Source organism: Sorangium sp. So ce124, from assembly GCF_051525235.1.
In the GTDB taxonomy this organism is placed as follows: domain Bacteria; phylum Myxococcota_A; class Polyangia; order Polyangiales; family Polyangiaceae; genus Sorangium; species Sorangium atrum.
This window is the reverse complement of record NZ_CP150312.1, coordinates 12,346,608-12,371,421: the sequence shown is the minus strand read 5'-3', so window position 1 is coordinate 12,371,421 and position 24,814 is coordinate 12,346,608. Positions and strand designations below refer to the sequence as shown.

General features: G+C 70.0%; 14 protein-coding genes and 1 pseudogene. 10 read left to right on the top strand and 5 right to left on the bottom strand.

Annotated elements, in window-relative coordinates; translation table 11 throughout:
* Positions 1 to 528 precede the first annotated feature (528 nt).
* Entirely contained in the window at positions 529 to 1,773 is a 1,245-nt protein-coding gene (gene zigA, locus WMF19_RS46435; protein ID WP_437896213.1) for a zinc metallochaperone GTPase ZigA, read from the top strand.
* A 94-nt stretch (positions 1,774 to 1,867) separates the two neighbouring features.
* On the opposite strand, the pseudogene rpmG reads toward zigA, so the two are convergent.
* A pseudogene (gene rpmG, locus WMF19_RS46430) lies at positions 1,868 to 2,008 on the bottom strand (50S ribosomal protein L33); the annotation flags it as partial.
* A 288-nt stretch (positions 2,009 to 2,296) separates the two neighbouring features.
* On the opposite strand from rpmG, the gene WMF19_RS46425 reads away from it, so the two are divergent.
* From WMF19_RS46425 to WMF19_RS46395, 7 genes are all read left to right on the top strand, one after another.
* Entirely contained in the window at positions 2,297 to 3,163 is an 867-nt protein-coding gene (locus tag WMF19_RS46425) for a fumarylacetoacetate hydrolase family protein (RefSeq protein ID WP_437896212.1), read from the top strand.
* Between the two features lie 11 nt (positions 3,164 to 3,174).
* Positions 3,175 to 4,680: an aldehyde dehydrogenase (NADP(+)) gene (locus tag WMF19_RS46420; protein ID WP_437896211.1), complete on the top strand. Its 1,506-nt coding sequence runs from the start codon at positions 3,175 to 3,177 to the stop codon at positions 4,678 to 4,680.
* Positions 4,677 to 6,626, top strand: a complete 1,950-nt coding sequence (locus WMF19_RS46415) for a YjhG/YagF family D-xylonate dehydratase (RefSeq protein ID WP_437896210.1) — start codon at positions 4,677 to 4,679, stop codon at positions 6,624 to 6,626. Before WMF19_RS46420 ends, WMF19_RS46415 begins: the two co-directional genes overlap by 4 nt.
* Positions 6,627 to 7,104: 478 nt before the next feature.
* Positions 7,105 to 8,301: a sugar ABC transporter substrate-binding protein gene (locus WMF19_RS46410; RefSeq protein WP_437901753.1), complete on the top strand. Its 1,197-nt coding sequence runs from the start codon at positions 7,105 to 7,107 to the stop codon at positions 8,299 to 8,301.
* A 57-nt stretch (positions 8,302 to 8,358) separates the two neighbouring features.
* Complete coding sequence (locus tag WMF19_RS46405) at positions 8,359 to 9,927, top strand: sugar ABC transporter ATP-binding protein (protein WP_437896209.1); 1,569 nt, start codon at positions 8,359 to 8,361, stop codon at positions 9,925 to 9,927.
* The gene (locus WMF19_RS46400; RefSeq protein WP_437896208.1) at positions 9,924 to 10,979 is read left to right on the top strand and encodes an ABC transporter permease; all 1,056 of its coding nucleotides are present in this window, start codon (positions 9,924 to 9,926) and stop codon (positions 10,977 to 10,979) included. Before WMF19_RS46405 ends, WMF19_RS46400 begins: the two co-directional genes overlap by 4 nt.
* Positions 10,980 to 10,984: 5 nt before the next feature.
* Complete coding sequence (locus WMF19_RS46395; RefSeq protein WP_272101894.1) at positions 10,985 to 11,953, top strand: ABC transporter permease; 969 nt, start codon at positions 10,985 to 10,987, stop codon at positions 11,951 to 11,953.
* On the opposite strand, the gene WMF19_RS46390 is transcribed toward WMF19_RS46395, so the two are convergent.
* From WMF19_RS46390 to WMF19_RS46375, 4 genes are all read right to left on the bottom strand, one after another.
* A complete protein-coding gene (locus tag WMF19_RS46390) occupies positions 11,954 to 12,874 on the bottom strand; it encodes an SMP-30/gluconolactonase/LRE family protein (RefSeq protein WP_437896207.1) in 921 nt (306 codons plus the stop codon).
* Positions 12,875 to 13,023: 149 nt separating this feature from the next.
* Positions 13,024 to 13,923, bottom strand: coding sequence for a M20/M25/M40 family metallo-hydrolase (locus WMF19_RS46385; protein WP_437896206.1), 900 nt, complete (start codon positions 13,921 to 13,923; stop codon positions 13,024 to 13,026).
* A gap of 111 nt (positions 13,924 to 14,034) precedes the next feature.
* Positions 14,035 to 16,515 carry a GH25 family lysozyme gene (locus WMF19_RS46380; RefSeq protein WP_437896205.1) on the bottom strand — a complete coding sequence of 827 codons (2,481 nt, stop codon included), beginning with the start codon at positions 16,513 to 16,515 and terminating at the stop codon, positions 14,035 to 14,037.
* Between the two features lie 457 nt (positions 16,516 to 16,972).
* Complete coding sequence (locus tag WMF19_RS46375) at positions 16,973 to 21,229, bottom strand: DEAD/DEAH box helicase family protein (RefSeq protein WP_437896204.1); 4,257 nt, start codon at positions 21,227 to 21,229, stop codon at positions 16,973 to 16,975.
* A 135-nt stretch (positions 21,230 to 21,364) separates the two neighbouring features.
* Between WMF19_RS46375 and WMF19_RS46370 the strand changes: the two genes are divergently transcribed.
* The gene (locus WMF19_RS46370) at positions 21,365 to 22,156 is read left to right on the top strand and encodes a hypothetical protein (RefSeq protein ID WP_437896203.1); all 792 of its coding nucleotides are present in this window, start codon (positions 21,365 to 21,367) and stop codon (positions 22,154 to 22,156) included.
* Positions 22,157 to 22,720: 564 nt separating this feature from the next.
* Positions 22,721 to 23,995: a group II intron reverse transcriptase/maturase gene (gene ltrA / locus WMF19_RS46365; protein WP_437894755.1), complete on the top strand. Its 1,275-nt coding sequence runs from the start codon at positions 22,721 to 22,723 to the stop codon at positions 23,993 to 23,995.
* The last annotated feature ends 819 nt before the right edge of the window (positions 23,996 to 24,814 follow it).

The following is a 24,814-nucleotide window of genomic DNA, read 5'->3' as shown; positions in this document are numbered from 1 at the left end:
TCCCGCAGATCTGCATCGAGGCGAGCGCGGTCGTGGAGTAACGACCGACCATGCCGCGCCCGACGAGGAAGACCAGCGTCAGGAGCAGCATGTGCGTGATCGCGGGCCAGGCGAGCCGCCAGACCCGCCCCGCCAGCGCCGCCCATTCCCGCGCAGCGGGGGGCGGCGCGCTGGGCCGCCGGGGAGCGTGTCGCGGCCACGCGGCTACCGTAGCGCCGAGCCGGCGCCCGTCGAGGCGAGCGAGCAGGCGGCAAGGCGGCCCGCGCTGGGCGCGGCGATCGGGTCGGTCTCGGCGCGCGGGGCCGCGGCGCCCCGGCCCGCGCGCGAGGTGTCCGGCGTGCGCCCCGGCGACAGAGGCTATTTCATTGCAAGTGCATCTTGATTGCATTACATCGAGCCCACGCCAGCCCGGGGCCCCGCCGATCGCGCCGCGGTCGCGGATGCACCCCGTTCACCGCACGCTGCGCGCGCGGCAGGCGCACCCGCACGCGCTGGAGCGCGCCGGCGCTGGCGAGAGAGGATCTCGACGTGACGCAAAAGCTTCCTGTGACCGTGCTGTCCGGCTTTCTGGGCGCCGGCAAGACCACGCTGCTCAACCACGTCCTGGCGAACCGCGATTCGCTGCGCGTCGCCGTGATCGTCAACGACATGAGCGAGGTCAACGTCGACGCCGCGCTCGTGCGGGGCGGGGGCGCGGCGCTGCGCCGCGTGGAGGAGCGGCTCGTCGAGATGTCGAACGGCTGCATCTGCTGCACCCTCCGGGAGGATCTCCTCGTCGAGGTGGCCCGCCTGGCGGCCGAGGGGCGCTTCGACTACCTGCTGATCGAGTCGACGGGCATCTCGGAGCCGCTCCCGGTCGCCGAGACGTTCACCTTCGACGACCCGGCGACGGGCAAGCGCCTCTCCGAGGTCGCCCGGCTCGACACGCTGGTCACGGTCGTCGACGCGCAGCGGTTCCTCGCCGACTGGACGAGCGCTGACGACCTGCGCGCGCGAGAGGCCGCGCTGGACGGCGACGACGAGCGCACGGTCGCGGATCTGCTCGTCGAGCAGATCGAGTTCGCGAACGTGCTCGTGCTCAACAAGACGGATCTCGTGAGCGAGGACGAGGTCGAGCGGCTCACGGCGATGCTGCTGCACCTGAACCCCGGCGCCCGGATCGTCAGGGCTTGCCGCGGCCGTGTCGATCCTCGCGAGATCCTCGGCACCGGGCGCTTCGATTTCGAAGAGGCGGCGCGCTCGCCCGGCTGGATGCGGGAGCTGCGCGGGGAGCACGCCCCCGAGACCGAGGAGTACGGGATCGAGAGCTTCGTCTACCGCGCGGAGCGCCCGATGCACCCGGAGCGGCTCTGGGCCTTCCTCCACGGGGCGGCCGCCTGGGATGGAGTGCTCCGCTCCAAGGGGTTCTTCTGGCTCGCGACGCGCATGGACATCACGGGTTCCTGGTCCCAGGCGGGCGGCGCCGCCTCGTTCGAGGCGGCGGGGCTCTGGTACGCGGCCTTGCCGGAGGAGGAGCGGCCCGAGGACGACGGGCCGGCCGCCGCGTGGCATCCGATCTGGGGCGACCGTCGGCAGGAGATCGTCTTCATCGGCGTCGACATGGCCCGAGAGGAGCTCACGCGCGGGCTCGACGCCTGCTTGCTCACGCCGGACGAGATGGCCGCGGGGCCGTCCGCGTGGAGCCGGTTCGAGGATCCCTTCCCGGCGTGGGAGGACGCGAGTGACCTGAGTGAACAGGAGAGAGGGGCAGGGCCGGAGCAGCTCAACTCCTGAGGCGCTCCATGCAGGCCGGCTGACGCAGCCTCGGCGGCGCGCTCGCTGCAGCGCAGCGCGCCCGCGCTGGCTGCAGCGAGCGCTGGAGTCGCGATTACCTGCCTGCTCCCTTCGAGATCTTCCCTTCCGTGAAGACCACGTGTTTGCGGGCGATCGGATCGTACTTCTTCATCTGCATCTTCTCCGTCATCGTCCGCTTGTTCTTCGTCGTGTAGTAGCAGTGACCCGTCCCAGCAGGGCGGGCTGGCGCGCGAGGTAGGCAGCGCCGACGAGGGCGAAGCTCAGCGCCGGCCAGAGGAGGGCGAATCCGGCGCCGCCGACCACGACCGCAAGCCACAGGAGCGACGCGCTCAGCGCGATGAACAAGGAGCCGTAGCGCATCGAGCGGTCCGATCGTAGGGCCCGGGACGAGAGAAGTGTTGACGCGATTCCAGGATTGCATCGAGAGTGCGTGGGTGGACGCGCAGGGCGGCGCGCTCCTGGCATCGCGATCGACAGGGCGACTCTGTAGGGAGGTGCGGACATGAAGCTGTTTCGGTTTGCGGGCGGTGGCGGTGCTCGGCTCGGGCTCGAGGACGAGCGGGGAGCGCGCCACGACCTCACGGCGGCATCCCCGGAGGCGTTCGCGTCCGTCGCCTCGTGGCTCGCCTTGCCGGATCCCCTCGGCGCGGTGCGCGACGCGCGCGCGCGCGCCGCGGCCCACCCCCTCCCGCCCGACGTCCCGCTGCTCGCCCCGATCGACGGGCAGGAAGTCTGGGCCGCGGGCGTCACCTACGAGCGCTCGCGCGCCGCGCGCAAAGAGGAGAGCGCCGGCGGCGGCGACTTCTACGACCGCGTGTACGAGGCCGAGCGCCCCGAGCTGTTCTTCAAGGCGACGCCCCGCCTGGTCGCCGGCCCGGGCGCGCCGGTGCGCATCCGGCGCGACTCGAGCTGGAACGTGCCCGAGCCGGAGCTCTCGCTCGTCGTCTCCACGGCGGGCCGCATCGTCGGCTACACGGCCGGCAACGACGTCTCGTCGCGGTCCATCGAGGGCGACAATCCCCTCTACCTGCCGCAGGCGAAGGTCTACGACGGCTGCTGCGCGCTCGGCCCCGCCATCGTGCTCGCGGACGAGCCCGGGCTCGACCTGCGCGCGCTCTCCATCGAGCTCGCGATCCAGCGCCGTGGCGAGGCGGTGTTCGCGGGGAAGACCTCGACCGCGAGCATGCGTCGCTCGCCAGAGGAGCTCGTCGCCTACCTCACGCGCGAGCTGAGCTTCCCGGCGGGCGTCGTCCTCATGACCGGGACCGGCATCGTCCCGCCGGACTCGTTCACCCTGGAGCCCGGCGATCTCGTGGAGATCACGATCCAGGGCGTCGGCACGCTGGCGAACCCGGTATCTCGAGGTTGACGAGGCACCCCATGGAATTCCTTGCCCACGACGCCGCCACCGGGGAAGCGCTCGGCGCCTACCGTGACGCCACCGCCGCCGAGATCGACGCCGCCGCCCGCGCCGCCGCCGCCGCGGCGCCCGCCTTCGCCGGCCTCGCGCCGGAGATGCGCGCCCGGTTCCTGGAGACGGCCGCCGACGAGATCATGGCGCTCGGCGACCCCCTGATCCAGACAGCGCACCGGGAAACCGGGCTGCCCGTCGCCCGCCTCGAAGGCGAACGCGCCCGCACCACCGGCCAGCTGCGCCTCTTCGCCGCCGTCGTGCGCGAGGGCTCGTGGGTCGATGCCCGGATCGATCCCGCGCTGCCCGACCGCAAGCCGCTCCCGCGCCCCGACGTGCGGCGCGTGCTGCGGCCGATCGGTCCGGTCGCCGTCTTCGGCGCGAGCAATTTCCCCCTCGCGTTCTCCGTTGCCGGCGGCGACACCGCCTCTGCCCTCGCCGCGGGCAACCCGGTCGTGGTCAAGGCCCACCCGGCGCACCCTGGTACCTCCGATCTCGCGGCCTCGGCCCTGCGCTCCGCCGTGCAGAAGGCGGGCCTGCCCGCGGGCGTGTTCGGCATGGTGCACGGCGCCTCGCCCGAGGTCTCGCTCGCGCTGGTGCGCCACGAGGCCATCCAGGCGGTGGGCTTCACCGGGTCCAGCCGCGCGGGGCGCGCCCTCTGTGACGCCGCCGCCGCCCGCCCGCGGCCCATCCCGGTCTTTGCCGAGATGAGCAGCGTCAACCCGCTGGTCGTGCTGCCCGGCGCGCTGCGCGAGCGCCGCGACGCGATCGCCGAAGGGCTGATCAACTCGTGCACGCTCGGCGTCGGCCAGTTCTGCACCAAGCCCGGCCTCGTCCTGGGGCTGGCCTCCCCTGAATGGGACGCGTTCGCGCGATCGGTCGCCGACCGAGCCCGCGCCATCAAGCCTGGTGTGATGCTGCACGCCGGTATCCAGGAGTCGTTCGACCGCTCCGTGCGGGAGCTGAGAGGCGTGGAGTGGCTGACCGACGCCGGCGCGCGCGTCGCTCGCGTCTCCGCCGCCGACTTCGCGCGGGAGCCGCACCTCGCGCACGAGATCTTCGGACCGTACACGCTGCTCGTCACCGCTTCGGACCGCGGAGAGTTGCTTCGGCTCCTCGGCGCGCTCGACGGCCAGCTCACCGCCACGCTGCACGGGACCGCCGACGATCTCGCCGCCGCCCAGGACCTCGTCGATGTCCTCGGCCGCGTCGCGGGCCGCCTCCTCTTCAACGGCTACCCGACGGGCGTGGAGGTGTCGCCCGCCATGCACCACGGCGGGCCGTATCCAGCGAGCAGCGACGTGCGCTTCACGTCGGTTGGGACCGCGGCCATCCTCCGCTTCGCACGCCCCGTTTGCTACCAGTCGTGTCCGCCAGCGCTGCTCCCGCTGGAGCTGCGCGACGAGAACCCGCTCGGGATCTCACGCCTCGTCGACGGCCGAGCCACCCGCGACCCCATCGCACCCCGCGCATGAGCCACGATCCGGTGTTGGAGTCCGGCAGCGAGGCGATCTACACCCTGCGCACCACCGCGCCCGGACCATCGGGGCGCCTCCCGCTCGGGGCCGAGCAGCTGCGCGCCATGTCCAGCGGCGAGCTGTTCGGCTGGACTCAGAATGCCGGGATGGGGTGGGATCCTGCGCGCCTGCGAGGGAAGCAGTTCCTCGTGCTCAGCACGCAGGGGGGGATCCGCGCGCCCGACGGCACGCCGATCGCGCTCGGGTACCACACGGGGCACTGGGAGGTCGGGCTGCTCATGGAGGAGGCAGCCCGCACGTTCACGGCCGGCGGGGCCATCCCGTTCGCCGGCTATGTCAGCGATCCGTGCGACGGGCGGACCAATGGCACCGTCGGCATGCTCGACAGCCTCGCTTACCGCAACGACGCCGCCATCGTCTTTCGACGGCTGATACGCTCGCTGCCCACCCGCCGCGGCGTGCTCGGCGTCGCCACCTGCGACAAGGGCCTGCCGGCCATGTTGATGGCGCTCGCCGGCACCCCCGACCTCCCCACGGTGATCGTGCCGGGAGGCGTCACGCTCCTCGCGGAGGAGGCCGAGGACACAGCCAAGGTCCAGACCCTCGCGGCGCGTTATGCGCGCGGGGAGGTGAGCCTCGACTACGCGGCCGAGATGGGCTGCCGCGCCTGCGGTTCCCCCGGCGGCGGCTGCCAGTTCATGGGCACGGCCGCGACGAGCCAGGTGGTGGCGGAGGCGCTCGGCCTCGCCCTCCCGCACGGCGCGCTCAGCCCGTCGGGCGCCGAGATCTGGCGCGACCTCGCCCGCCGCTCCGCGCACGCGCTCATGGCCCTCGAGCTACGTGGGGTGACCACGCGGGACATCGTCACCGACGACTCGGTCCACAACGCCATGGTGCTGCACGCCGCCGTCGGCGGGTCGACCAACCTGGTGCTCCATGTGCCGGCGATCGCGCATGCGTCCGGGCTCCGGCGCCCCACGGTGGACGACTGGGCGCGCATCAACGCCCTCGTTCCGCGCCTCGTGGACGTGTTGCCCAACGGGCCGAAACACCACGCCACGGTTCAGGTCTTCCTCGCGGGAGGCGTCCCGGAGGTTATGCTCCATCTGCGCGAGCTCGGCCTGCTGCGGCTCGGCGCGCGCACCGTCAGCGGTCGGACTCTGGGCGAGAACCTCGAGTGGTGGGAGCACAGCGAGCGGCGCCGGCGCCTGCGCGACAAGCTGCGGCAGCTGGACGGCATCGATCCGGACGACGTGATCATGTCCGCCGGGAAGGCACGCGAGCGCGGCCTCACCAGCACGGTGACCTTCCTGCGCGGCAACCTCGCGCCCGAGGGAGCGCTCGTGAAGAGCACCGCGATTGCCCCCCAGGTGATCGGACCGGACGGCGTTTATCTGCACGAAGGGCCTGCGCGCGTGTTCGGCAGCGAGGACGCGGCGATCGAGGCGATCAAGACGGGCGCCGTGCAACCGGGTGACGTCATGGTGCTGATCGGCATCGGCCCCGGTATCGGGATGCCGGAGACGTACCAGATCACCTCTGCCCTCAAGCACGTGAAGGATGGGCACCGTATCGCCCTGGTCACGGACGGTCGTTTCTCCGGCGTCTCCACCGGGGCGTGCATCGGCCACGTCAGCCCGGAGGCGTGGGCGGGTGGACCCATCGGCCGCGTGCGCGACGGCGAGCGCATCCGGCTGCGGATCGACACGCGCACGCTGGAGGGGACGGTGGACGTCGTGGGCGTGGATGCCGGCAGCCTTGCCGCCCGTGCGCCCAATCCAGCCCTTCAACCGGACGGCCGAGTGAACCCGGATACGCGGTTGTGGGCTGCGCTTCAGGATGCCAGCGGCGGCAGCTGGGGTGGTTGCGTCTATGATGCGGAGCGCATCATCGGGCTCCTCGGTCGCGCCATCGCCGCCGAGCGGAGCTCCTCTGGCACATGAGCTTTTGATATAGCGCCATTTTTCCAGGAAGAGACGGATCGCGTGAGTTTCATCATTCAGCCAACGCGTGCAGCGTGGCTGTACGATGTGAACGATCACAACGAGAAGCTTGACTTCCGGATCGCGTTTGGATTTCCTAAGCCCCGAAACCAGAAGATCTCTCGTGGTAGGCCCCACGAGCGTCGCCGATCGCGTCATTGAATTGTGAGGGCACTCGCGAACTCCGCGTGGTGCCCCGGGAATGACGCGCGACACCGTCGCTCGCCAAACGCGGATCGTTTGTACCCCAGTGCTTTTGCCGCGAGCATGCGGCGGCACACAGACATTGCCCTCGTGGTTGGTGAGGGCGAGAACGTGACGACGTGTGATGGGCCGTAGAGATCTCCATCCGACCACGTCTCTTTGCTCGAAAGGTAGCGGCACGATGTCGATTGGCCAGTTGAAGTCACGTGGATCGGCGCGGCGCGCAATGGCGGTGTTGAGCTGTGCGCTCGGGCTCTGGGGTCTCTCTGCCTGCAAAGACAAGCCCGACAGCGCTCCGGCCGCGGGAGGCGCCGCCAGCGCCGTGGCCTCAGGAGGCTCCGCCAGCGCCGCGGCCGAGCAGGCGCCGAGCGGGCACGGGCCCAAGATCGTGCCAGGGCCCGGCTATAACCCCGAGTGCTTCGCGCCGTGGAAGCAGGACACCAAGTATCTGCAGTGGACGGCGCGAAAGCCGCCGTTCCGCCTCGCGCTCGTCAACGGCTACGTCGGTAACGCCTGGCGCATCCAGATGGTCAAGACGGCCAAGGCCTTCGCCAAGGACCCGGCCATCGCGCCGCTGATCAAGGAGTTCAAGGTGGTGTCGACCGGCACCGACGTCGCGGCCCAGCTCGGCGCGATCGAGGACTTCATCAACCAGGGCTTCGACGGCATCGTCACGCTCGCCGTCAGCCCCGACGGCTTCGATCGCGTGATCCGGCTCGCCGACAAGAAGGACGTCATCCTGGTTCCGTTCGACAACGTGCTCGATACGGACAAGGTGATGCAGGTCAACGAGGACCAGCTGGCGATGGGGCGCCAGTGGGGCGAGTTCCTCGACAAGCAGCTCGGCGGCAAGGGCAAGGTGCTCGAGGTCCGCGGCCTGCAGGGCAACTCCGTCGATCGCGACCGCCACGTCGGCTTCCGCCAGGTCATGGAAGCGCCGGGGAAGAGCTACACCATCGTGGAGGTGGTGGGCAGCTGGGACGACGGCAAGGCGCAGAAGGCGGTGGCCGACGCGCTGGCCGTGCACCGCCAGTTCGACGCGCTCTTCGCGCAGGGCGGCTCGACGGGCGCCGTCCGCGCGCTGCTCGACGCCGGACACAAGCCGATCCCGGTCGCCACGGAGGCCGAGAACGGCGTGCGCAAGCTGATCGCGAAGCACCACGAACAGGGCATGAAGGGCCTGTCGCTCGGCCAGTCGCCGGGGCTCGCGGCCATCGCGATGAAGGCGGCGCTCGAGGGCCTGCAAGGCAAGGTGATGCCCCAGATGATCTCCGTGCCGATCCCCGCCGCCGATCACACCACGCTGAAGGACGGCGAGAGCTTTTTCTCGCAGCTCTCCGACAACTTCTTCACGCCCAACGAGTTCCCGCCCTGCGGGGTCAACATCTCGGGCGTGAAGATCATGAACGAGTCGGAATCCGACGTGAAGTAGACGTCGAGTAAACGTCAAGTAGACATGAAGTAGCGCCCCGCGGGCCCCCCCAGCATCATGACCGAACCGGTGAGCCCTCCGCTTCTCGAGCTCCGGGCCGTCTCCAAGCACTACGGCGGAGTCACCGCCCTGAGCGGCGTCGACTTCGCCTGCGAGGCGGGGAAGGTGCACGCGATCCTCGGCGAGAACGGCGCGGGCAAGAGCACCCTGATCAAGATCATCGGCGGCGTGGTCAAGCCGAGCGCCGGGGAGCTCTTGCTCCACGGCAAGCCGGTCCGGTTCGACCACCCGATCGAGGCGAACGCCGCCGGCATCGTCTGCGTCTTTCAGGAGCTGTCCCTGATGCCGACGCTGACGGTGGCCGAGAACATCGGCATCTCCATGCCGACGAACCGCCTGGGGCTCTTCGATCGCAAGGCGCAGGTCCGCAGGGCCGAGGAGCTCCTCGCGCGCGTCGGCTGCGAGGGCGTGAACCCGAACGCCTGGGTGAGCGACCTGCCGCTCTCGCGCCGCCAGATGGTCGAGATCGCGAAGGCGCTCGGCAAGGACCCGCGGCTGTTGATCCTGGACGAGGCCACCTCCGCCCTGACCAACAGCGACGTCAAGAAGGTCTACGACCTCCTGGCCGAGCTCAAGGCTCAGGGCGTCGGCATGCTCTACATCTCGCACCGCATGCACGAGATCAAGGAGCTCGCGGACGTGATGTCGGTCTTCCGCAACGGCCGGCACATCGAGACCTTCGCCAAGGGCAAGCGCAGCGACGACCAGATCGTGGAGCTCATGATCGGCCGTGACATGGGCCACGTCTTTCCGCCGAAGCCGGCGGCCCGCAGCTTCCCTGCGACGCTGCTCGAGGTGAGCGGCCTGAGCTGGGAGCAGCAGCTCGAGGACGTGTCGTTCAAGCTCGGCAAGGGCGAGATCCTCGGCATCGGCGGGCTCGACGGCCAGGGCCAGCGCGAGCTGTTGCTCAGCTTGTTCGGTGTGCTCAAGGATGTGCGCGGCGAGATCAAGATCGACGGCAAGCCGGTCAAGCTGACGAGCCCGCGCCAGGCCAAGGACCGCGCGCACGGCATCGCCCTCGTGCCCGAAGACAGGAAGACCGAAGGCCTGATGCTGCCGATGGCCATCTCCGCGAACCTGTCGCTGGCGTCGCTCGACAAGTTCACGAGCGGCCTGGTGCTCGACCGCCGGCGCGAGGCCGCGCGCGTCGACGAGATGGTGCGCCGCATCCAGATCAAGATCGGCTCGCTCGACCACCCTGTGTCGTCGCTGTCCGGCGGCAACCAGCAGAAGGTCGTGCTGGCCAAGTGGCTGATGACGGAGCCGCGGCTGCTGATGCTCAACGATCCCACCCGCGGCATCGACGTCGGCACGAAGCAGGAGATCTACCAGCTGCTCCGCGAGCTGGCGGACGCCGGCACGTCCATCCTCTTCTACACAACGGACTACGACGAGCTGATCGGCTGCTGTGACCGCGTGCTGGTCCTCTACCGGAACCGCGTCCAGGGCGAGCTCGTGGGGCCCGACATCACCGAAAAGAACATCCTGGACCTGGCCCTCGGTCTGCGCGGCGGGCCTGAGCGCGCGAGGCGCGACGACGAACCCGCGCCATCGGAGGCACGATGAAGGACTGGAAGCTCCGCCTGCGCCAGAACCAGGGCCTCCTCGTGGCCGTCGGTCTGTGCATCTTGTTCTACGGGCTCTACTCGCTCTCGCATCCCAAGGGCTTCAGCGCGTCGCTGGTGGGGCAGAACGCCAACGAATCGTTCGTTCTGGTCGCGGCGGCCATGGCCCAGACGATCCCCGTGCTGACCGGCGGCCTGGATCTGTCCGTGGGCGCCGTGATCACGCTCGTCAACTGCGTGGCCTCGCACGTCCTTGCCGGCAGCGCGCTCACGGTGTTCCTGGGCATCCTGCTGTGTATGGCCGTGGGCATGGCGGCGGGCCTTCTCAATGGCTGCCTGGTCGTCTATGGCCGCCTGCAACCGATCATCGCCACGCTGGCCTCGGGCACGATCTTCCTCGGCATCGCGCTGTTCCTGCGACCGACGCCCGGCGGCCAGGTCGACGGCGATCTGGCGTTCGCGGCCACCTTCGATGTCAACGAGCTGCTGCAGGCCGCGGGCGCCGCCCCCCTCGACGGCGCGCTGGGCTTCGTCGGCACGATCCCGTCGCCCGCGATCTGGATGGCGCTGCTCGCGCTGCTCTGGACCTATTACCGCCGCACCCGCTACGGCCTCGGCGCTTACGCCGTCGGCGCGTCGCAGGAGGCGGCGTACATGTCGGGCGTCCGCGTCAAGCGCGTCAAGCTGGCCGCGTACACGCTGTCTGGGTTCTTCGCCAGCGTCGGCGGCCTCTACCTCGCGCTGCAGACGACGTCGGGCAACGCCGACATCCCACAAGCCGGCTCCTACACGCTGAACTCCATCGCCAGCGTCGTGATCGGGGGCACCTCGCTCTACGGAGGGATCGGCGGCGCCATCGGCTCGCTCTTCGGCGCCCTGGTGCTCCGCTCCGTCGCCTTCAACTTCCGCGTCTTCGACGAGGGCTCGGCGCTCGGCCTCCTCGCCAACCCGCTCTACCAGCCGCTGTTCGAGGGCCTCATCCTGCTCGCGGCCGTCTGCCTCGGCGCGCTCTGGGTCATCCGCGTGAAGAACCGGCTGCAGGTCTTCAGGTGAGCTCGATGCAACAGCCCCTCTCCCTCAAGAGCCGACTCGGCGAGATCGACAAGCCGACCTGGTACACGCTGCTGTCGATCGGCGTCGTCCTCGTGGGCGGCTCGATCGGCACGCTGATCACCCAGGGCACGCTGAGCTTCCTGAGCCCGTACTACATCCTGCAACAGCTGCAGATCGCGGCCTTCCTGGGCGTGGCCGCCACGGGCATGATGATCGTGATCCTGCTCGGTCACATCGATCTCTCGCTGCCGTGGGTGCTCACCTCGAGCGCCATGCTGGCCGCGGGGCTCGGCGGCTGGGCCGCGTTGCCCTGCGGCCTGGCCGTCGGCGCCGCCGCGGGTCTTGTGAACGGGCTCGGCGTCGCCTACCTGCGCGTGCCCTCGATGATCTTCACGCTGGGCACGAACACCGTGCTTCAGGGGCTGATGGTGCTCTACACCGGCGGCTTCGCTCCGCGCAGCGAGGCGCCGGCGTGGATGGAGGTCCTGGCCGTGGGCAAGACGCTCTCCATCCCGAACTCGCTGTTCGTCTGGATCCTTGTCGGCGGCGTCGGCACCTTCGTGCTGAAGAAGACAGCGCTCGGTCGCTACATCTATGCCGTGGGCAACCAGGAGCAGGCCGTCTACCTCTCGGGCGTCAGAACGCACTTCGTGCTGATCGGCGCCTTCGTGATGTGCGGCGTGTGCTCCGCCATGACCGGCATGCTGCTGGCGGGTTTTTCGCACAAGGCCTATCAGGCCATGGGCAACGACTACCTCATGCCGGCCATCGCCGCGGTGGTGATCGGCGGAACCAACATCATGGGCGGGCGCGGGACGTATCTCGGTACCGTCCTCGGCACCATCCTGATCGTGCTGCTCCAGAGCATGCTCAGCGTGCTGCAGATGCCCGAGGCCGGCCGCCAGATCATCTACGGCGCCGTGATCATCGCCATGCTGCTCGTCTACGGCCGGCAACATCAAGAGGGACGATGACTAGCGCCCGGCGCCGCGGGTGTTCAGGTAGACCGCGTAGAGCGAGGTCGTGCCGCAGATGAACAGGCGGTTGCGCTTGGCGCCGCCGAAGCAGACGTTGGACACCGTCTCGGGGATCAGCACCTTTCCGAGGAGCGCGCCGTCGCTCGCGTGGCAGTGCACGCCGTCGCCGGCCGACAGCCACAGGTTGCCGTGCACGTCGACGCGGAAGCCGTCGTACAGGCCGACCGGGCAGGTCGCGAACACCTCGCCGCCGGTCAGCGTGCCCTTCGCGTCGACGCGGAACTTGCGCACGTGGTGCGGGCCGCCCTTCACGTGCGTCGCGCCTGTGTCGGCGATGTACAGCAGCGACTCGTCCGGCGAGAAGGCGAGGCCGTTGGGCTGCACGAAGTCGTCCGCGACGACCGTGAGCGCGCCGGAGACCGGGTCGAGGCGATAGACGCGCTGCGCGCCCTGCTCGTTGGGCGACGCGTCGCCTTCGTAGTCGCCGTCGATGCCGTAGCTCGGGTCGCTGAACCAGACGCTGCCGTCGGACTTCACGATCACGTCGTTCGGCGAGTTCAGCCGCTTGCCCTCGAAGTGCGACGCGAGCACCGTGCGCGAGCCGTCGTGCTCGGTGCGCGAGACGCAGCGGCCGCGGTGCTCGCAGGAAACGAGGCGGCCCTGCAGGTCGACCGTGTGGCCGTTGGTGTTCATCGCGGGCTGGCGGAACACCGAGACCGAGCCGTCGGTCTCGTCCCAGCGCATCATGCGGTCGTTCGGGATGTCCGACCAGACGAGGTAGCGCCCCGCTGGGAACCACGCCGGCCCCTCCGCCCAGCGGCAGCCCGTGTACAGCTTGTCGACGTGCACGTGCGGGAGCGCGAGCTTGCGGAAGCGCGCGTCGACCACCTCGAAGCTCGGGGTCAGCTCGATGACCATCGGGATCTCCTTTTACAATCCATCGGCCGGCGGATGGTACGTCGAAGCAGACGCGAGGTGTCCGCTCGTCGCCACCCGGCGCAGCCTGGCGCCCGCGCTCGGCGCGTATCTCCTCGCGTCGAGAGCAACGTGGTTGCACAGCCGGGGGGTCAGCCGGTACGGACCTGCCGCATCACCGTCGCGAGGACGAGCTGCGTCACGCGGCGCATGAAGCCGTAGTCGAGCGTCTCGGGGGTGTCCGTCGGGCGGTGGTAGTTCGGGTTGCGGAACTCCGCCGTGTCGGTCCAGAGCATGGCGGGGATCTTCGCCTTCCAGAACGGCGAGTGATCGCTCCGGTGGAGCACGGGGAGCCATTCCTCGAGGCCGAGGTAGACCTTGAGACCCACGACCGGCAGCTCGGGCACCATCGCCTCTGCCTGCTTCGCGGCGAGCTCCACGAGGTGGTTCGAGCGCTGGTTCGTCAGCAGCCCGATGAAGTCGCCGACGTCCGGCGCGCCGGGGACCGGGACCGGCATCCGCTGGGATCCCGGCTCGTGGCTCGCGTAGCCGACCATCTCGAGCACGTGCACGGCGGCGATCGGCCCTCCCCCCTGCGATCGATGCCGCGCCACGAACTCGACGCTGCCGAGCAGCCCGTCCTCCTCGCCGTTCCAGGCCACGAAGCCGACGGGCGGGGCTGGATCGAAGCGCGAGAGCGCCCTCGCGCAGGCGAGCATCGCGGCGATCCCGCTCGCGTTGTCGTCGGCGCCGGGCGTGTCGGGCACGCTGTCGTAGTGCGCCCCGACGAGGATCATGGGGCGATCAACCGGATCCCGAGGCGTCGCGACCACGTTCCCGAGCTCGCCCTCGATCTCGACAGCGTAGCCCTGCTCCTCGAGCGCCGCCGCGACGTGCTGCGCCGCGCGACGGTTCTCCGCGCGCTGGCGGAACATGTGCCGCGGCCTCGCGAGCGCGACGACCGCGTCGAGCAGCTCCGCCTCGCTGACCGACGCGAGCGCGTCGATCAGGCTGCCGTGACCGCCCATGGCCATCGTGCGTCTCAGCTCCATCGCGGGGGTCTCCTCCTGCTACCGGATGAGTGTAGCTGAGTTTCACCCCTCCCCTCGCCCCTCACCCCTCCCCTCGCCCCGAGTTCGGCCGCGGCAACACGAGCGCACGGGTCACCCGAGCGGGTGCACTTCGTACCTCGGAACGCTGATGATCCCCTCGTCGCTCACGAGACCGCACAGCGCCGGGTCGAGCAGGACGTCGGCCACGCAGCGCTGCTCCGACCCGAGGGCCATCAGTCCGCCGATCAGCCGCACCCCGTGGCTGTAGTCGACGTAGGTGTCCTCGTGCGGCAGCCGCCGCCGGAGCGACGTGTCCAGCGGCTGCCACGGCTTGCCGTCCGCCTTGTAGAAGCCGTAGATCGCCAGCCGGCGCGCGTAGTGGTGCAACCGGTTCGTCACCACGACGTCCTTCTTGTGTCCCGCGAGCAGCTCGCCGAGCTCGCCGGCGCGGTGCTGCTCGATGGCCAGGTGGTGGTCACGAAAGCGCTCCACCCGGGTGCCGTCCTGGGGATCGAACGGGATGGCCGTCTGCTTCCGCGAGGCGGCATAGATGTCCTTCACGAGCTTCTTCGTCGGCAGCACGCAGCCGCACGCATCCGCGACGCGCTGGGCGGTGACGCCGGTGAGCGGCATGCGCAGGAAATCGGTGTCCGAGCCGATCGCCAGGTAGTCGGCGCACACGTACGCGACGCCCCGCTTTCCGGCGGGCGCCTCCACCGTGACGCGATGGAAGCGGCGCAGGAAGCCGGGCACGTTCCCCCGCAGCACCTCCTGGAGAAAGAGCTCCTCCCGCGCCGCGAGCGACAGGCCCCGGACCTGCTCGTAGAACGTCGTGCCGGTCAGCGCGCCCGGATCGCGCGGCGGCAGCCAGTCGAGGCCCGTCCCGTCGAACACGGATGCCAGCTGCGCGGACGCGGGCTGCGCCTGGCTCGACGCGAAGAACGCCACGGCGCCCCCGGCGTCGTTCGCCCGGGCCGCCGCGACCGGCTCGGGGGTGGCCGTCACCGTGAACCGGAAGCCGCTCTGCGCGAACGTGTAGCTGCGGGTGCCGGCCGCGTCGTAGCCCGGAGTCGCCATCGCCGTGGGCCCGCCGGCCGCTCCCTGGAGCTCTGCCTGCGGCCCCGCGGCGCGCACCGCGCCTCCCGCGGCCGCCCGCTGGCCGACGACGCCCAGGAGCGCTCGGCCCAGCGCGCGCGGCAGCTCGAGGGCGCAGGGCGGGCGCGGCAGCGCGCGCTGCATGGCGTCGCGCGTCTCGGGCCCGACCGCGCCGGTCACGGGCAACCCCATCTCCTGCTGGAAGATCCGCGTGGCCGCCTCGGTCTCCTCGCCGAAGTCGCCGTCCGCGCCGAACCGCGGCAGGATCCCGGCGCGCCACATCAACAGGTGCTGTTGCCAGGCCTTCACCTCGGGCCCCTTTGCGCCGCGCGCGAGCCCGCCGCCGGGCGGCGCGGCCCCGTAGTCGAGGCCCGGTATCCGGCCCGCGTGCGTCCAGCCGCGGTCCAGGGCCGGGAACACCCCGACGCCATGCGCGGTGTCGCGCGCCTCGATGGTGCGCCCGTCGCCCAGGCTCATGGCCACGTGGGCGTGCTCGGGGCGCCCGCCCGCGAACGGGTCCGCCGAGAAGCGGAACAGGAGGGCGCCGCGGGTCGCGATCGCCGTGTCCACCGGCATGAGCAGCCGCGCCGCCTTCACGTGGCGCGCCTGCATCCAGGAGCCGTCGGGCATCGTGGGCTCGACGGCAAGCTGGGCGCAGCCCCACTCGATGAGCTCGGAGCAATCGAATGCGGAGGGGTTGGGATCGGTCAGCCGCACCTCGTGGCCGAAGATGTATCTGTCGTCCGCCTGCGAGAGCAGCTTCTGGCAAAGCGCGTCGGCCGTGGGCAGCGGCTCGGACGTCACGGACCCGGCCTCGAGCCGGGCGAGGCGCCGCAGCTCGCTCACCGTTCCATTGAACAGGTTGGCGTCCACCGTGTTGGTCCGGATGCCCGGCATCACAGCCTTGGCGGTGATCTGCCAGAACGACCACGCGGACCAGGGGTCCCATGCGCTGAGCGGCTTCTTGTGCGCCCAGTCCGCCCATTCCTTCGGGTTGGCCGGGGGCCTCGCCCGCAACGAGTCGAGTCCGTAGGTATAGTTCGCGATCCAGAGCGGGCAGTCGACGAACTCGGAGCTGCCGCCGAGGCAATCGTGCCAGAAGTCATGGCGGGTATAGAGGATGACCGAGCGGCCCGGGTAGCGCGACTTCACCTCCTGGACGAAGCGACGGGTCCACCCCTGAAGAGCCAGGGTGTCCTGCGACGTCCAGACATGGCCGTTGTTGCCCGCGTGCTGCGTCTCCTCGAGATCGAGCACGATGTCGAGCTCCCCGGGCTCCAGGTCGCCGACAACGCTGCAGAGCTTCTGCGCTTGCTCGGCGGGGTCGAGGCGCGGCAATGCGTAGTGATAATACCCCCGGAGGAGCCCGCAGCGCGCGGCCTCGGCGCGGTTGGTTGCGAACCTTCTGTCGACCCCCTCCGTCCCGTACGTCGCCCGGATGAAGACGAAATCGAGCCGTGAGGCGAACGCGTCCCACTGGATATTACCCTGGTGCACCGAAACATCAGCACCGCTCAACATAGGCTCCCACCTCCCCCGCGCACGCTGAGCGCGGCCTCGTGTCCAGAGCCGTGCTCGGCGTGCGCGCCCTTACGCTCATGTCGCGCCGCCCGGGCGACGTGATCCCCCGGGGTAGTTTAACTGCTATCGCGGGGAAGCGTGTCCGTCGAGCAAGGTCGCCCGCTGCAGAGCGTACGTCCGTGCGGTCATGGCGGCTGTGCTGATGGCGGGGGCGGCACGATGGCCGAACCGGCTGGCCGCACGTCGTTATTATGCAGGAGCTACTGGCGCGGCGAAGGCGGGCAACGCGATAGCACGCCTCAAAGGAAGGAGTCCTGCAATAGCCGCTGCAGAAAGGTCAGGCATTGCGGACCGGGCATGGCGATCGGCACGGGTTGCGACGAGCTGCCAGGGAATGCGACGAGCCGCTGCGAGCCCGCCCTCCACGCCGCCATCACCCTTCGCCGTCCGTCGCAAGCACAAGCGCCCATCCCGTGTCGATCCACCGCGTCGATGCCCGCGGCGTCCCCTCGAGATAGCGCAGCCGATTGACCCGCTGTTCGTCCAGCAGTCCGCCGTTTTTCCTGACGTCGTCGCGCGCGACGATCACCCACGCGAGATCGGTCAGCGACACCGTCCGCTCCGCGAAGCCGCCCGGGCCACCGTCGATGCGCAGCCCACCTCCGTCGGCCCGGCCGACGATCCTGCACCGCCCGCCGTCCCGCTCCACGAAGGCGCCCGCGCCGGGCCGCCGGAGCAGCTCCTCCACGAGTGCCCGCGCGCGCTCCCGGGTCCCCACCGGGAGCGATCGGGATACCGCGCGGCCTGCTCCCAGGGCGCGGTACGCGGCATGGTCGATTCCCGGACAGGCCCAGAGTCCCTCCTCATCGAGGTAACGGGCCACGCCAAGGTATCGCCAGGCGGGCTCGCCGGGCGGCCGCGCGAGCACGAAGGCCGTCTCCCCAGGACGGCGCTCCTGGGCTGGCACCGGCGATCGAATGCGATCGGGCGTGACCAGCGCTCCGGGCGTCTCCAGACAGAAGAAGAGGTGACCGCCGACACGGCCGGTCCGCGGCGGCTCCTCCAGCCCGAACGCGCGGGCTGCGGCCTCGTCGTCCTCGAAGCGCTCGCCGGCGCTCGGGCCCATGTCCTCGGGGCGGACCACCTCGACCAGGAGTGCGATAGGCACTGTCTCGGCCGTGGCCTCGTACGATGGCCCATCCGGATTGTCCGAGCGGAGCCGCCATCGCGACCGATCGCGCACGATCCGCTTGATCTGATAGGCAAACCCCAGATCGCGATCGGGTACCTGAAGCAGCGCCACCTTACCGTCCAGCGCACCGTACGAGGCGCCGCGCGCGAACCTCATGATCAGCCAGTCCCCGTCGCAGATCGGACGCTGCCCGCCATCCATCGAGTCGCCCGAAGCGCGCACCGCAAAGAGCCCATCGCCACGCGCGGCCACGATCGGGAGCCGCACCGTCTCGGCATCGGGAGGGAGCTCCGTCGGCGCGCCCGCGGCGCCGGCCGCCGCGCGCAGGTCGGGGAAAGCGATGAGCGCGCCGCGCGGCGCCGTCGAGGCCCCTTCGGGGCTCTCCGGCTCGACCCATAGCCCATCGGGCGAGCGCACGAAGCGCACGTGGAACGCCGTTCCGGGGCGGCCGGCGGCGAGGCCGAACCAGCGGCGCATCAGATCGGGGAGCTCGTTGCGCTGCGAGCCCACGCGGTGCGCGACGTTGCAGAACGCCTTCATGAAGCGGAAGCGCCACACCTCACCGTCCGGAAGGCGGACGTCGACGTCCCCTGAAGGCCGGTCAGGGCGGGCTGCGCGCGAGGGCAGCTTGAGGATGGGGTCGCGCTTGTTCCACAGCACCTTGGCCGAGAACGACGCGCCGGAGCCGTCCTCGCGGTGGCGCGCGCGGTACATGGCGAGCCGGTAGTCGACGAGCTCCCGCGTCATCGCGGCGAAGGCCTCCTCGTGGCCTGGAGGACAGGAGAGCTTCGAGACGAAGCGGTCCCCGTCGAGCGCGAACCAGCGGCGGCCTCGCGCGCCCGTCCACGCGGCGATGGGGTTCTCCTTCCAGTAGCTGACGAAGCGCGGCTCGTCGAACCTTCGGCCGCCGCCCAGCTCGGCCACGCCGTCGAGATCGCGGGAGAGCTCCGGAGAGCGGGCGAGAATGGATTGGCTCCTGCGCGCGAGCTCGACGATCGAGATCCCGTCGAAGAGGGCCCCCGTCTCGAGAAGCGCTTCGAGCGTGACCATCTTGTAACACTTGCTCATCGCGGTGATCTCGAGCTCCCGGAGCCACGCGCCGGCGGCGCGAAGGACCCTGAGCTCAGGCGGGCTCAGATCGCCTTCGGAAGCCACGAAATCGAACCAGCCCTGGTGGGCTGGCCGCAGCGTGGCAGGCCGGTAGCCCATCCGGAACAGCGCGCCGGCCGTCGGGCGCTCGCCGCGCGCGTCGCGGAGATCGCGGTACGCGCGCTCCACCTCGCTCTTCCCGCGGGCAGGAAGCAGGCTGAGCAAGAGCTCTTTGGCCTCGAGATCGAGGTCCGCCGTGCAGCCCGACGGCAGGCGCGCGGCGCCGATGCCGCCAAGGAAATCGCGCAGATCGGACGCCTCGGAGCCGAGCGAGACCAGCGTTCGCACGCGGTCGAGGAAGACGCGGTGATTGCCCACGAAGTCGAGCACGGTGAGGCGCGCCTTCCCGTCCGCGACGCGCAGGCCGCGGCCGAGCTGCTGCAAGAAGACGACAGGAGACTCCGTGGGACGGAGCATCACCACGCGATCGACGTTCGGCAGATCGATGCCCTCGTTGAAGAGATCGACAGCGCACAGCGCATCGAGCTTGCCAGTGACGAGATCCGCCAGGGCATCCTCGCGCGGCGCCGATTCCGGACCGGAATGGACCGCGGCGACGCGAACACCTCGGGCGGCAAGGAAGTCGCAGGCATGGTGCGCGTGCCGGATCGAGCAGCAGAACACGAGCGTGCGCTCCCCCGGGTGCGCCTGCCACGCGCGCCACATCTGCTCGAGGCGTCGATCCGTGTCGATGGCCTTCTCCAGCTCTCCTGGCTCGAACCTCCGGTTCTGGAAGGTGACAGCGCGGTAATCGGTCTCGTCCCTGAGGCCGAAATACGCAAAGGGGACGAGCAGCTTCCGCTCGATGCCGGCGCCGATGTCCGCCCGGTAGGCGACGTGATCGTCGAACAGCCCGACGACGTCCGCGCCGTCGGCGCGCTCGGGCGTGGCGGTCAGGCCGAGCAAGAAGGCCGGATCGAGCCGGTCCAGGATGGCGCGGTAGCTCGGCGCGGTGCCGTGATGGACCTCGTCCACGATGGCGTAGTCGAAGCTCCCCGGGACGAGGCGCGCGAGGTGCTCGGGACGGGACAGCTTCTGCACCGAGGCGAAGACGACATCGCCGGCCAGCTCACCGGCGCTCCCGGCGCACCAGCCGAAGCGCGCAGCGCCGCCCCGCAGGAGGCGACGGAAGGTCCGGGCGGCCTGGACGAGGAGCTCCTCGCGGTGGGCGAGCACGAGGACGCGCGGACGGCGGCCGTGGTGCTCGGCCCAGGCCTCGACGTCGAGCGCGGCGAGGTACGTCTTGCCGAGGCCGGTGGCGAGCACCACGAGCGCGCGACGCCGCCCCTCCTCGGCGCGGCTCCGGTGCAACGCAGCGAGCGCCTCGCGCTGGACGGCGTGCGGCGGAGGCGGGGGCTCGGTGGGCTCGGCGTCCTCCTCGCCGGGCGGCAGGCCCACAGTGGCCTGCCGCGCGCGTCCGGCGTAGCTCTCGACCCAGTCGGCCGTGAGCGGCCGGGCGCGGGACCACCAGCGCTCGAAGGCGCCGGCGGCGGCCTCGTACGCGTCCGGATCGCGGTGTCGGTCGACACGGAGGTTCCACTCGATGCCGTGACCGAGCGCGGCGAGGGAGATGTTGCTAGACCCGACGAACACGGCGCCGAAGCCCGGGCCCTCGAAGCGCCACGACTTGGGGTGGAACGAGCGGAGCTTGCCGGGAAGCGTGTCGACCTCGACCACGCGCGCCTCGAAGCTGCCCCAGGTACTTTCGGCGCCCGAAAGGGCGGCGTTGCCACCGGCCCAGTCGAGCAGCTCGGCGAGGGCCGTGGCCTGGGTGATGTGGAGGTAATCGCCGGTGACGAGCCGGACGCGAGCGCCGCGCGCGAGGGCCGCGAACACGTGGCTCTCCAGGACATCGAGGCCGCTCTCCTGGACGAAGGCCGAGAGGATGGCGATGTCGGTCGCGCGCGCGAAGACCGGCGCGAGGTGGCGCAAGAAGGGGTCCTCGGCGCCGCCTGTCGCGAGCGGCGGGGCTCGCTCGGCGAGGTAGTTCCCCCGGCCCGGGATGACGTGGCGCACGCCGCCGCGCGGGTCGTCCACATCGCCGCGGAAGCGCGGGATCACGTGGACGTGCAGGTGCATCACGGTCTGCCCTGCGGCCTCACCGGCGTTGATCCCGACGTTGTAGCCGTCCGGGTGGAGCTCGGCGTCGAGGTCCCGCTTGACCGTGTCGACCAGCTCGAAGATCGCGACGCGCTCCTCGGCGGTGGCGTCGAACCAGGTCGGGACGAGGCGGCGCGGGACGACGAGCGTGTGGCCGAGGCTGACCGGGAAGCGGTCGCGCAGCGCGAAGGCGAGCGCGTTGCTCGCCACCCAGGCGGATTCGGGGGCCTCGAGGAACGGGGAAGTCACTGGCCGGTGGATGGTACTTCGGAGCGGGCGCGAGGTGTCTTCTGGTCGGCGCCACGTGCAACTTCCCGAGGAGCTCGTTCATGGCTACCCCGGCCGCGGCGTGACTTCGCCGCGGAAGCACAGCATGAGCAGGACGTGACTTTCCGAAAGGGAGCATGGCTGGGGATCGACGTCGGCTCATCACGAAGCAAGGTCGTGAACCTGTGCCTCATCGCATCCGACGGCGCAGGAACCGTCACGGTAACGTTCGAGCGCGGTCAGGTTCGTGAGGCACCTGGGGATGCAAGATGGCCGGTGAACAACGCGGCGGGCTTCCTGGATCTCGCTCGCAGCACCTGGCTCACTCCAGCGGTCGAGCTGGGCGTGCGTAACATTCTCGAGCGCTCAGCGCTGGTGCGGCAATGGTCGGCCCGCCTGTGCGACAAAGCCGGGGTGTACGGCGCGGCCGTGGATGCGCCCTGCGGTTTCGCGAGGCCAGGCGAGGAGCAACGAGACACCGAGTCGGCGGCAGTGAACTCGTTCAAGACCCCTGCCCGCACAGAGTTCCTGGCCCAGATGCGCCGCTTCGCGACCATCGAGAGCGAAACGCCACTTCAGCAGCGGTATTTCTGGAAGTTGGTCGGCCTCGTCGTACTCCGCGACCTACTTGCGCAAGCGGGCGTATTGCCCTTTGAGGCTGGCGTCGAGCAGATCGCAACGCTTTGCGTCGCCGGTCTGGTCGACGGAGGCCACGGAGCTCTCGAAATCGAGGGGCCGCGTGCCGGCGAGGTGCGAGTCCGCGAGGCGTTCCCGAGCGACACCTATGCTCGCGCCAACGGTCAGCGCGGCGTGCTCGGCGGCGACGCGCGGGCCTTGCTCGAGCGTCTGGTCGCCGTGACCTGGGATTTCAGTGCGCCAGGCGAAGCCTGGGCGAGGAGGAAGCGATGACGTAGCGAACCAGAGCGGAAACCTCGCGGTGGAACCCAGCGGGTTCGAACCCCGCCCGGCCAAGGTGGGCCACCAGCCGGAAGTGAGTCTTGCGTGGTGCACGGGCGACCGTGGCTGCGAAGCGTAGACAGCGAGCGTGCAGGCCGTGCGATTGAGCCTCGAAATTATGGTTGTTGCGGGAGCCGACGCGGTTGAAAACGTGGAAGGCAACATCGCTGCGCCCAAGGATGGGCACTGCCCTGATGGTCCGGTGCAGCGGTCCCGCCGAGGTCGGAGAGCAGGGCATGCACGGGAGGGTTCCCCAGGAACCTGGGAGATCCCGACACCTCCACGGTACGTGGAACCGCCGAGCAGAGCGCAAGCGAGCGGAGCGGGGGCGTCGGGAAGTCGGAGTGCCGCAGTACGAGCAGTGACGCGGGGGAACCGGCCCGAGGGACCCCGCCGAGCAAAGGGCGGCACCAGGTCACGGACCCGTTCGAGGGAAAGATGACGAAGACACCGAGCTCCGCCACCATCTCCACGAAACTCGAACGGATAGCATCGCGGGCGCGGGAGGCGCCCGGCATGGCGTTCACAACACTCGCCCATCACGTCGATCTCGCCTGGCTTCAGGAGGCGTACCGGCGCACGCGCAAGGACGGCGCGACGGGCGTGGACCGGCAGACCGCGAAGCAGTACGCGGCGAACCTGGAGGACAACCTCCGGTCGCTGCTTGATCGCGCGAAGTCGGGCACGTACCGCGCGCCGCCCGTGCGGCGGGTCCACATCCCGAAGGGGAGCGATGGGACGGAGACCCGGCCCATCGGCATTCCAACCTTCGAGGATAAGGTCCTGCAACGCGCGGTGGCGATGATGCTGGAGGCTGTCTACGAGCAAGACTTCATCGACGGCTCGTACGGCTTCCGGCCTGGTCGCTCCGCGCATCAAGCGCTGCAAGCTCTCTGGCTCCAGACGACGCGGCTTGCGGGCGGGTGGATCCTCGACGTCGACGTGCGCAAGTTCTTCGACACGCTGGATCACAGACGCCTCCGGGAGATCCTGCGCCGCAGGGTGCTCGACGGGGTGCTGCTGCGCCTCGTTGACAAGTGGCTCGCTGCGGGTGTGTTCGAGGCCGGGGGCATCATGTACCCGGACGCGGGCAGCCCGCAGGGCGGGGTAGTGTCGCCGATCTTGGCGAACATCTACCTGCACGAAGTGCTCGACGTGTGGTTTGACCGAGAGGTCAAGCCGCGTCTGTCGGGTCGAGCGCACGTCGTCCGTTACGCGGACGACGCTGTGCTCCTCTTCGAGCACGAGCAGGACGCGCGCCGGGTGATGGCCGTGCTGCCGAAGCGATTCGGCAAGTACGGCCTGACGCTGCATCCGGAGAAGACGCGGCTGGTCGAGTTCCGGCGGCCTGATCGACGCGCGCCGCTCGTGAGCGGTGGCGCACCGCTCCGGCCAGGGACCTTCGATCTGCTCGGCTTCACCCACTACTGGGGCAAGTCACGCGCCGGGAAGTGGATCGTACGTCGATCGACCGCCAAGGACCGCTTTCGACGAGCGCTCCGACGGGTTGCCGACTGGTGCCGCAAGCACCGGCACGATGACCTACGAGCGCAACAGCAAGCCCTCGTGCAGAAGCTCATGGGGCACTACGGGTACTTCGGGATCACCGGGAACGTGGAGGCCCTTCGACGCTTTCTGCACGAGGTCACCCGCGCGTGGCGCAAGTGGCTTGATCGCCGCTCGCAACGCGCCCGCGTGAACTGGGACCGGATGCACGCGCTGCTGGAGCGGTACCCGCTCCAGCAGCCGCGTATTGCGCGCCCATACACGCCGCGAGCAGCGAATCCATGATCTGAAGAGCCGGATGCGGGAATTCTGCACGTCCGGATCCGTGGGGGGCCGGGGAGGGCGTCCTTCAGGGCGCTCTCCTCGGCCTACCCGACCAGGAAACCAGCTCGGACGCGCCTCCAGCACTCCGACCAAGAAGATGCAGCAGCGCCTCGAGGCCCAGCGGGCGAGCGTGTCCTCCGAGCTTCGTCGAGGTGGCACCGTTCGGTCCATGGTTAAGATTCCCGGCGATCCAAGCTGGGCCGACCTCTGGGACGCATTCGCTTGCGCGTTCGTCGTCGCCTGTGAGGCACATGGTGCGGCCGTGTTCCTCGGCACCGATTCCCTGCGGCTCCGAGCCGAGGGCGCCATCCTCGCCCCCCGTGCCGGCCTCCCCTTCGAGTAGATGTCACATGACCTTGGGGACTGAAGAGGCGGAGCTCGGGTTGGTTTGGAAGGTCCCAGAGGAGTTCCATCCCAAGGCATGATCGACGAACAACAAGGATCCGGCGCGAGCATCTCGGGTACTGGGACCGTCCCTGAGCCGGTGTCAGACACGGTGCCGCGCCGAGAGTTTGCCGAATCTCCGGGCCGCTGTGGCCTCAGCCGTCCGCTCCCGACGCTCGCGGAAACGTCGCCAGGTTTCAGTACTACTTCAAGAATTCAGCGGAGGAGAAGGGATTCGAACCCCTGGTTGAGTTGCCCCAACGGCGGTTTTCAAAACCCGAAGGGGGCCTCGGCGGCGTCGCGGAAGGCCTCCGCCCGAACCCTGCGGGATCAGGCAAAAAACCTAGCCTGATCGCGTGCTTGGGACAGCCCTGCGGGGTTCGGGTGGGAGGCTGG

Excerpts from the sequence above, each read along its gene's own strand:
- WMF19_RS46420 (WP_437896211.1), top strand. The coding sequence starts at position 3,175 with ATGGAATTCCTTGCCCACGACGCCGCCACCGGGGAAGCGCTCGGCGCC.
- WMF19_RS46405 (WP_437896209.1), top strand. The coding sequence starts at position 8,359 with ATGACCGAACCGGTGAGCCCTCCGCTTCTCGAGCTCCGGGCCGTCTCC.
- WMF19_RS46415 (WP_437896210.1), top strand. The coding sequence starts at position 4,677 with ATGAGCCACGATCCGGTGTTGGAGTCCGGCAGCGAGGCGATCTACACC.
- WMF19_RS46385 (WP_437896206.1), bottom strand. The coding sequence starts at position 13,923 with ATGGAGCTGAGACGCACGATGGCCATGGGCGGTCACGGCAGCCTGATC.
- WMF19_RS46400 (WP_437896208.1), top strand. The coding sequence starts at position 9,924 with ATGAAGGACTGGAAGCTCCGCCTGCGCCAGAACCAGGGCCTCCTCGTG.
- WMF19_RS46395 (WP_272101894.1), top strand. The coding sequence starts at position 10,985 with ATGCAACAGCCCCTCTCCCTCAAGAGCCGACTCGGCGAGATCGACAAG.
- ltrA (WP_437894755.1), top strand. The coding sequence starts at position 22,721 with ATGGCGTTCACAACACTCGCCCATCACGTCGATCTCGCCTGGCTTCAG.
- WMF19_RS46425 (WP_437896212.1), top strand. The coding sequence starts at position 2,297 with ATGAAGCTGTTTCGGTTTGCGGGCGGTGGCGGTGCTCGGCTCGGGCTC.
- WMF19_RS46390 (WP_437896207.1), bottom strand. The coding sequence starts at position 12,874 with ATGGTCATCGAGCTGACCCCGAGCTTCGAGGTGGTCGACGCGCGCTTC.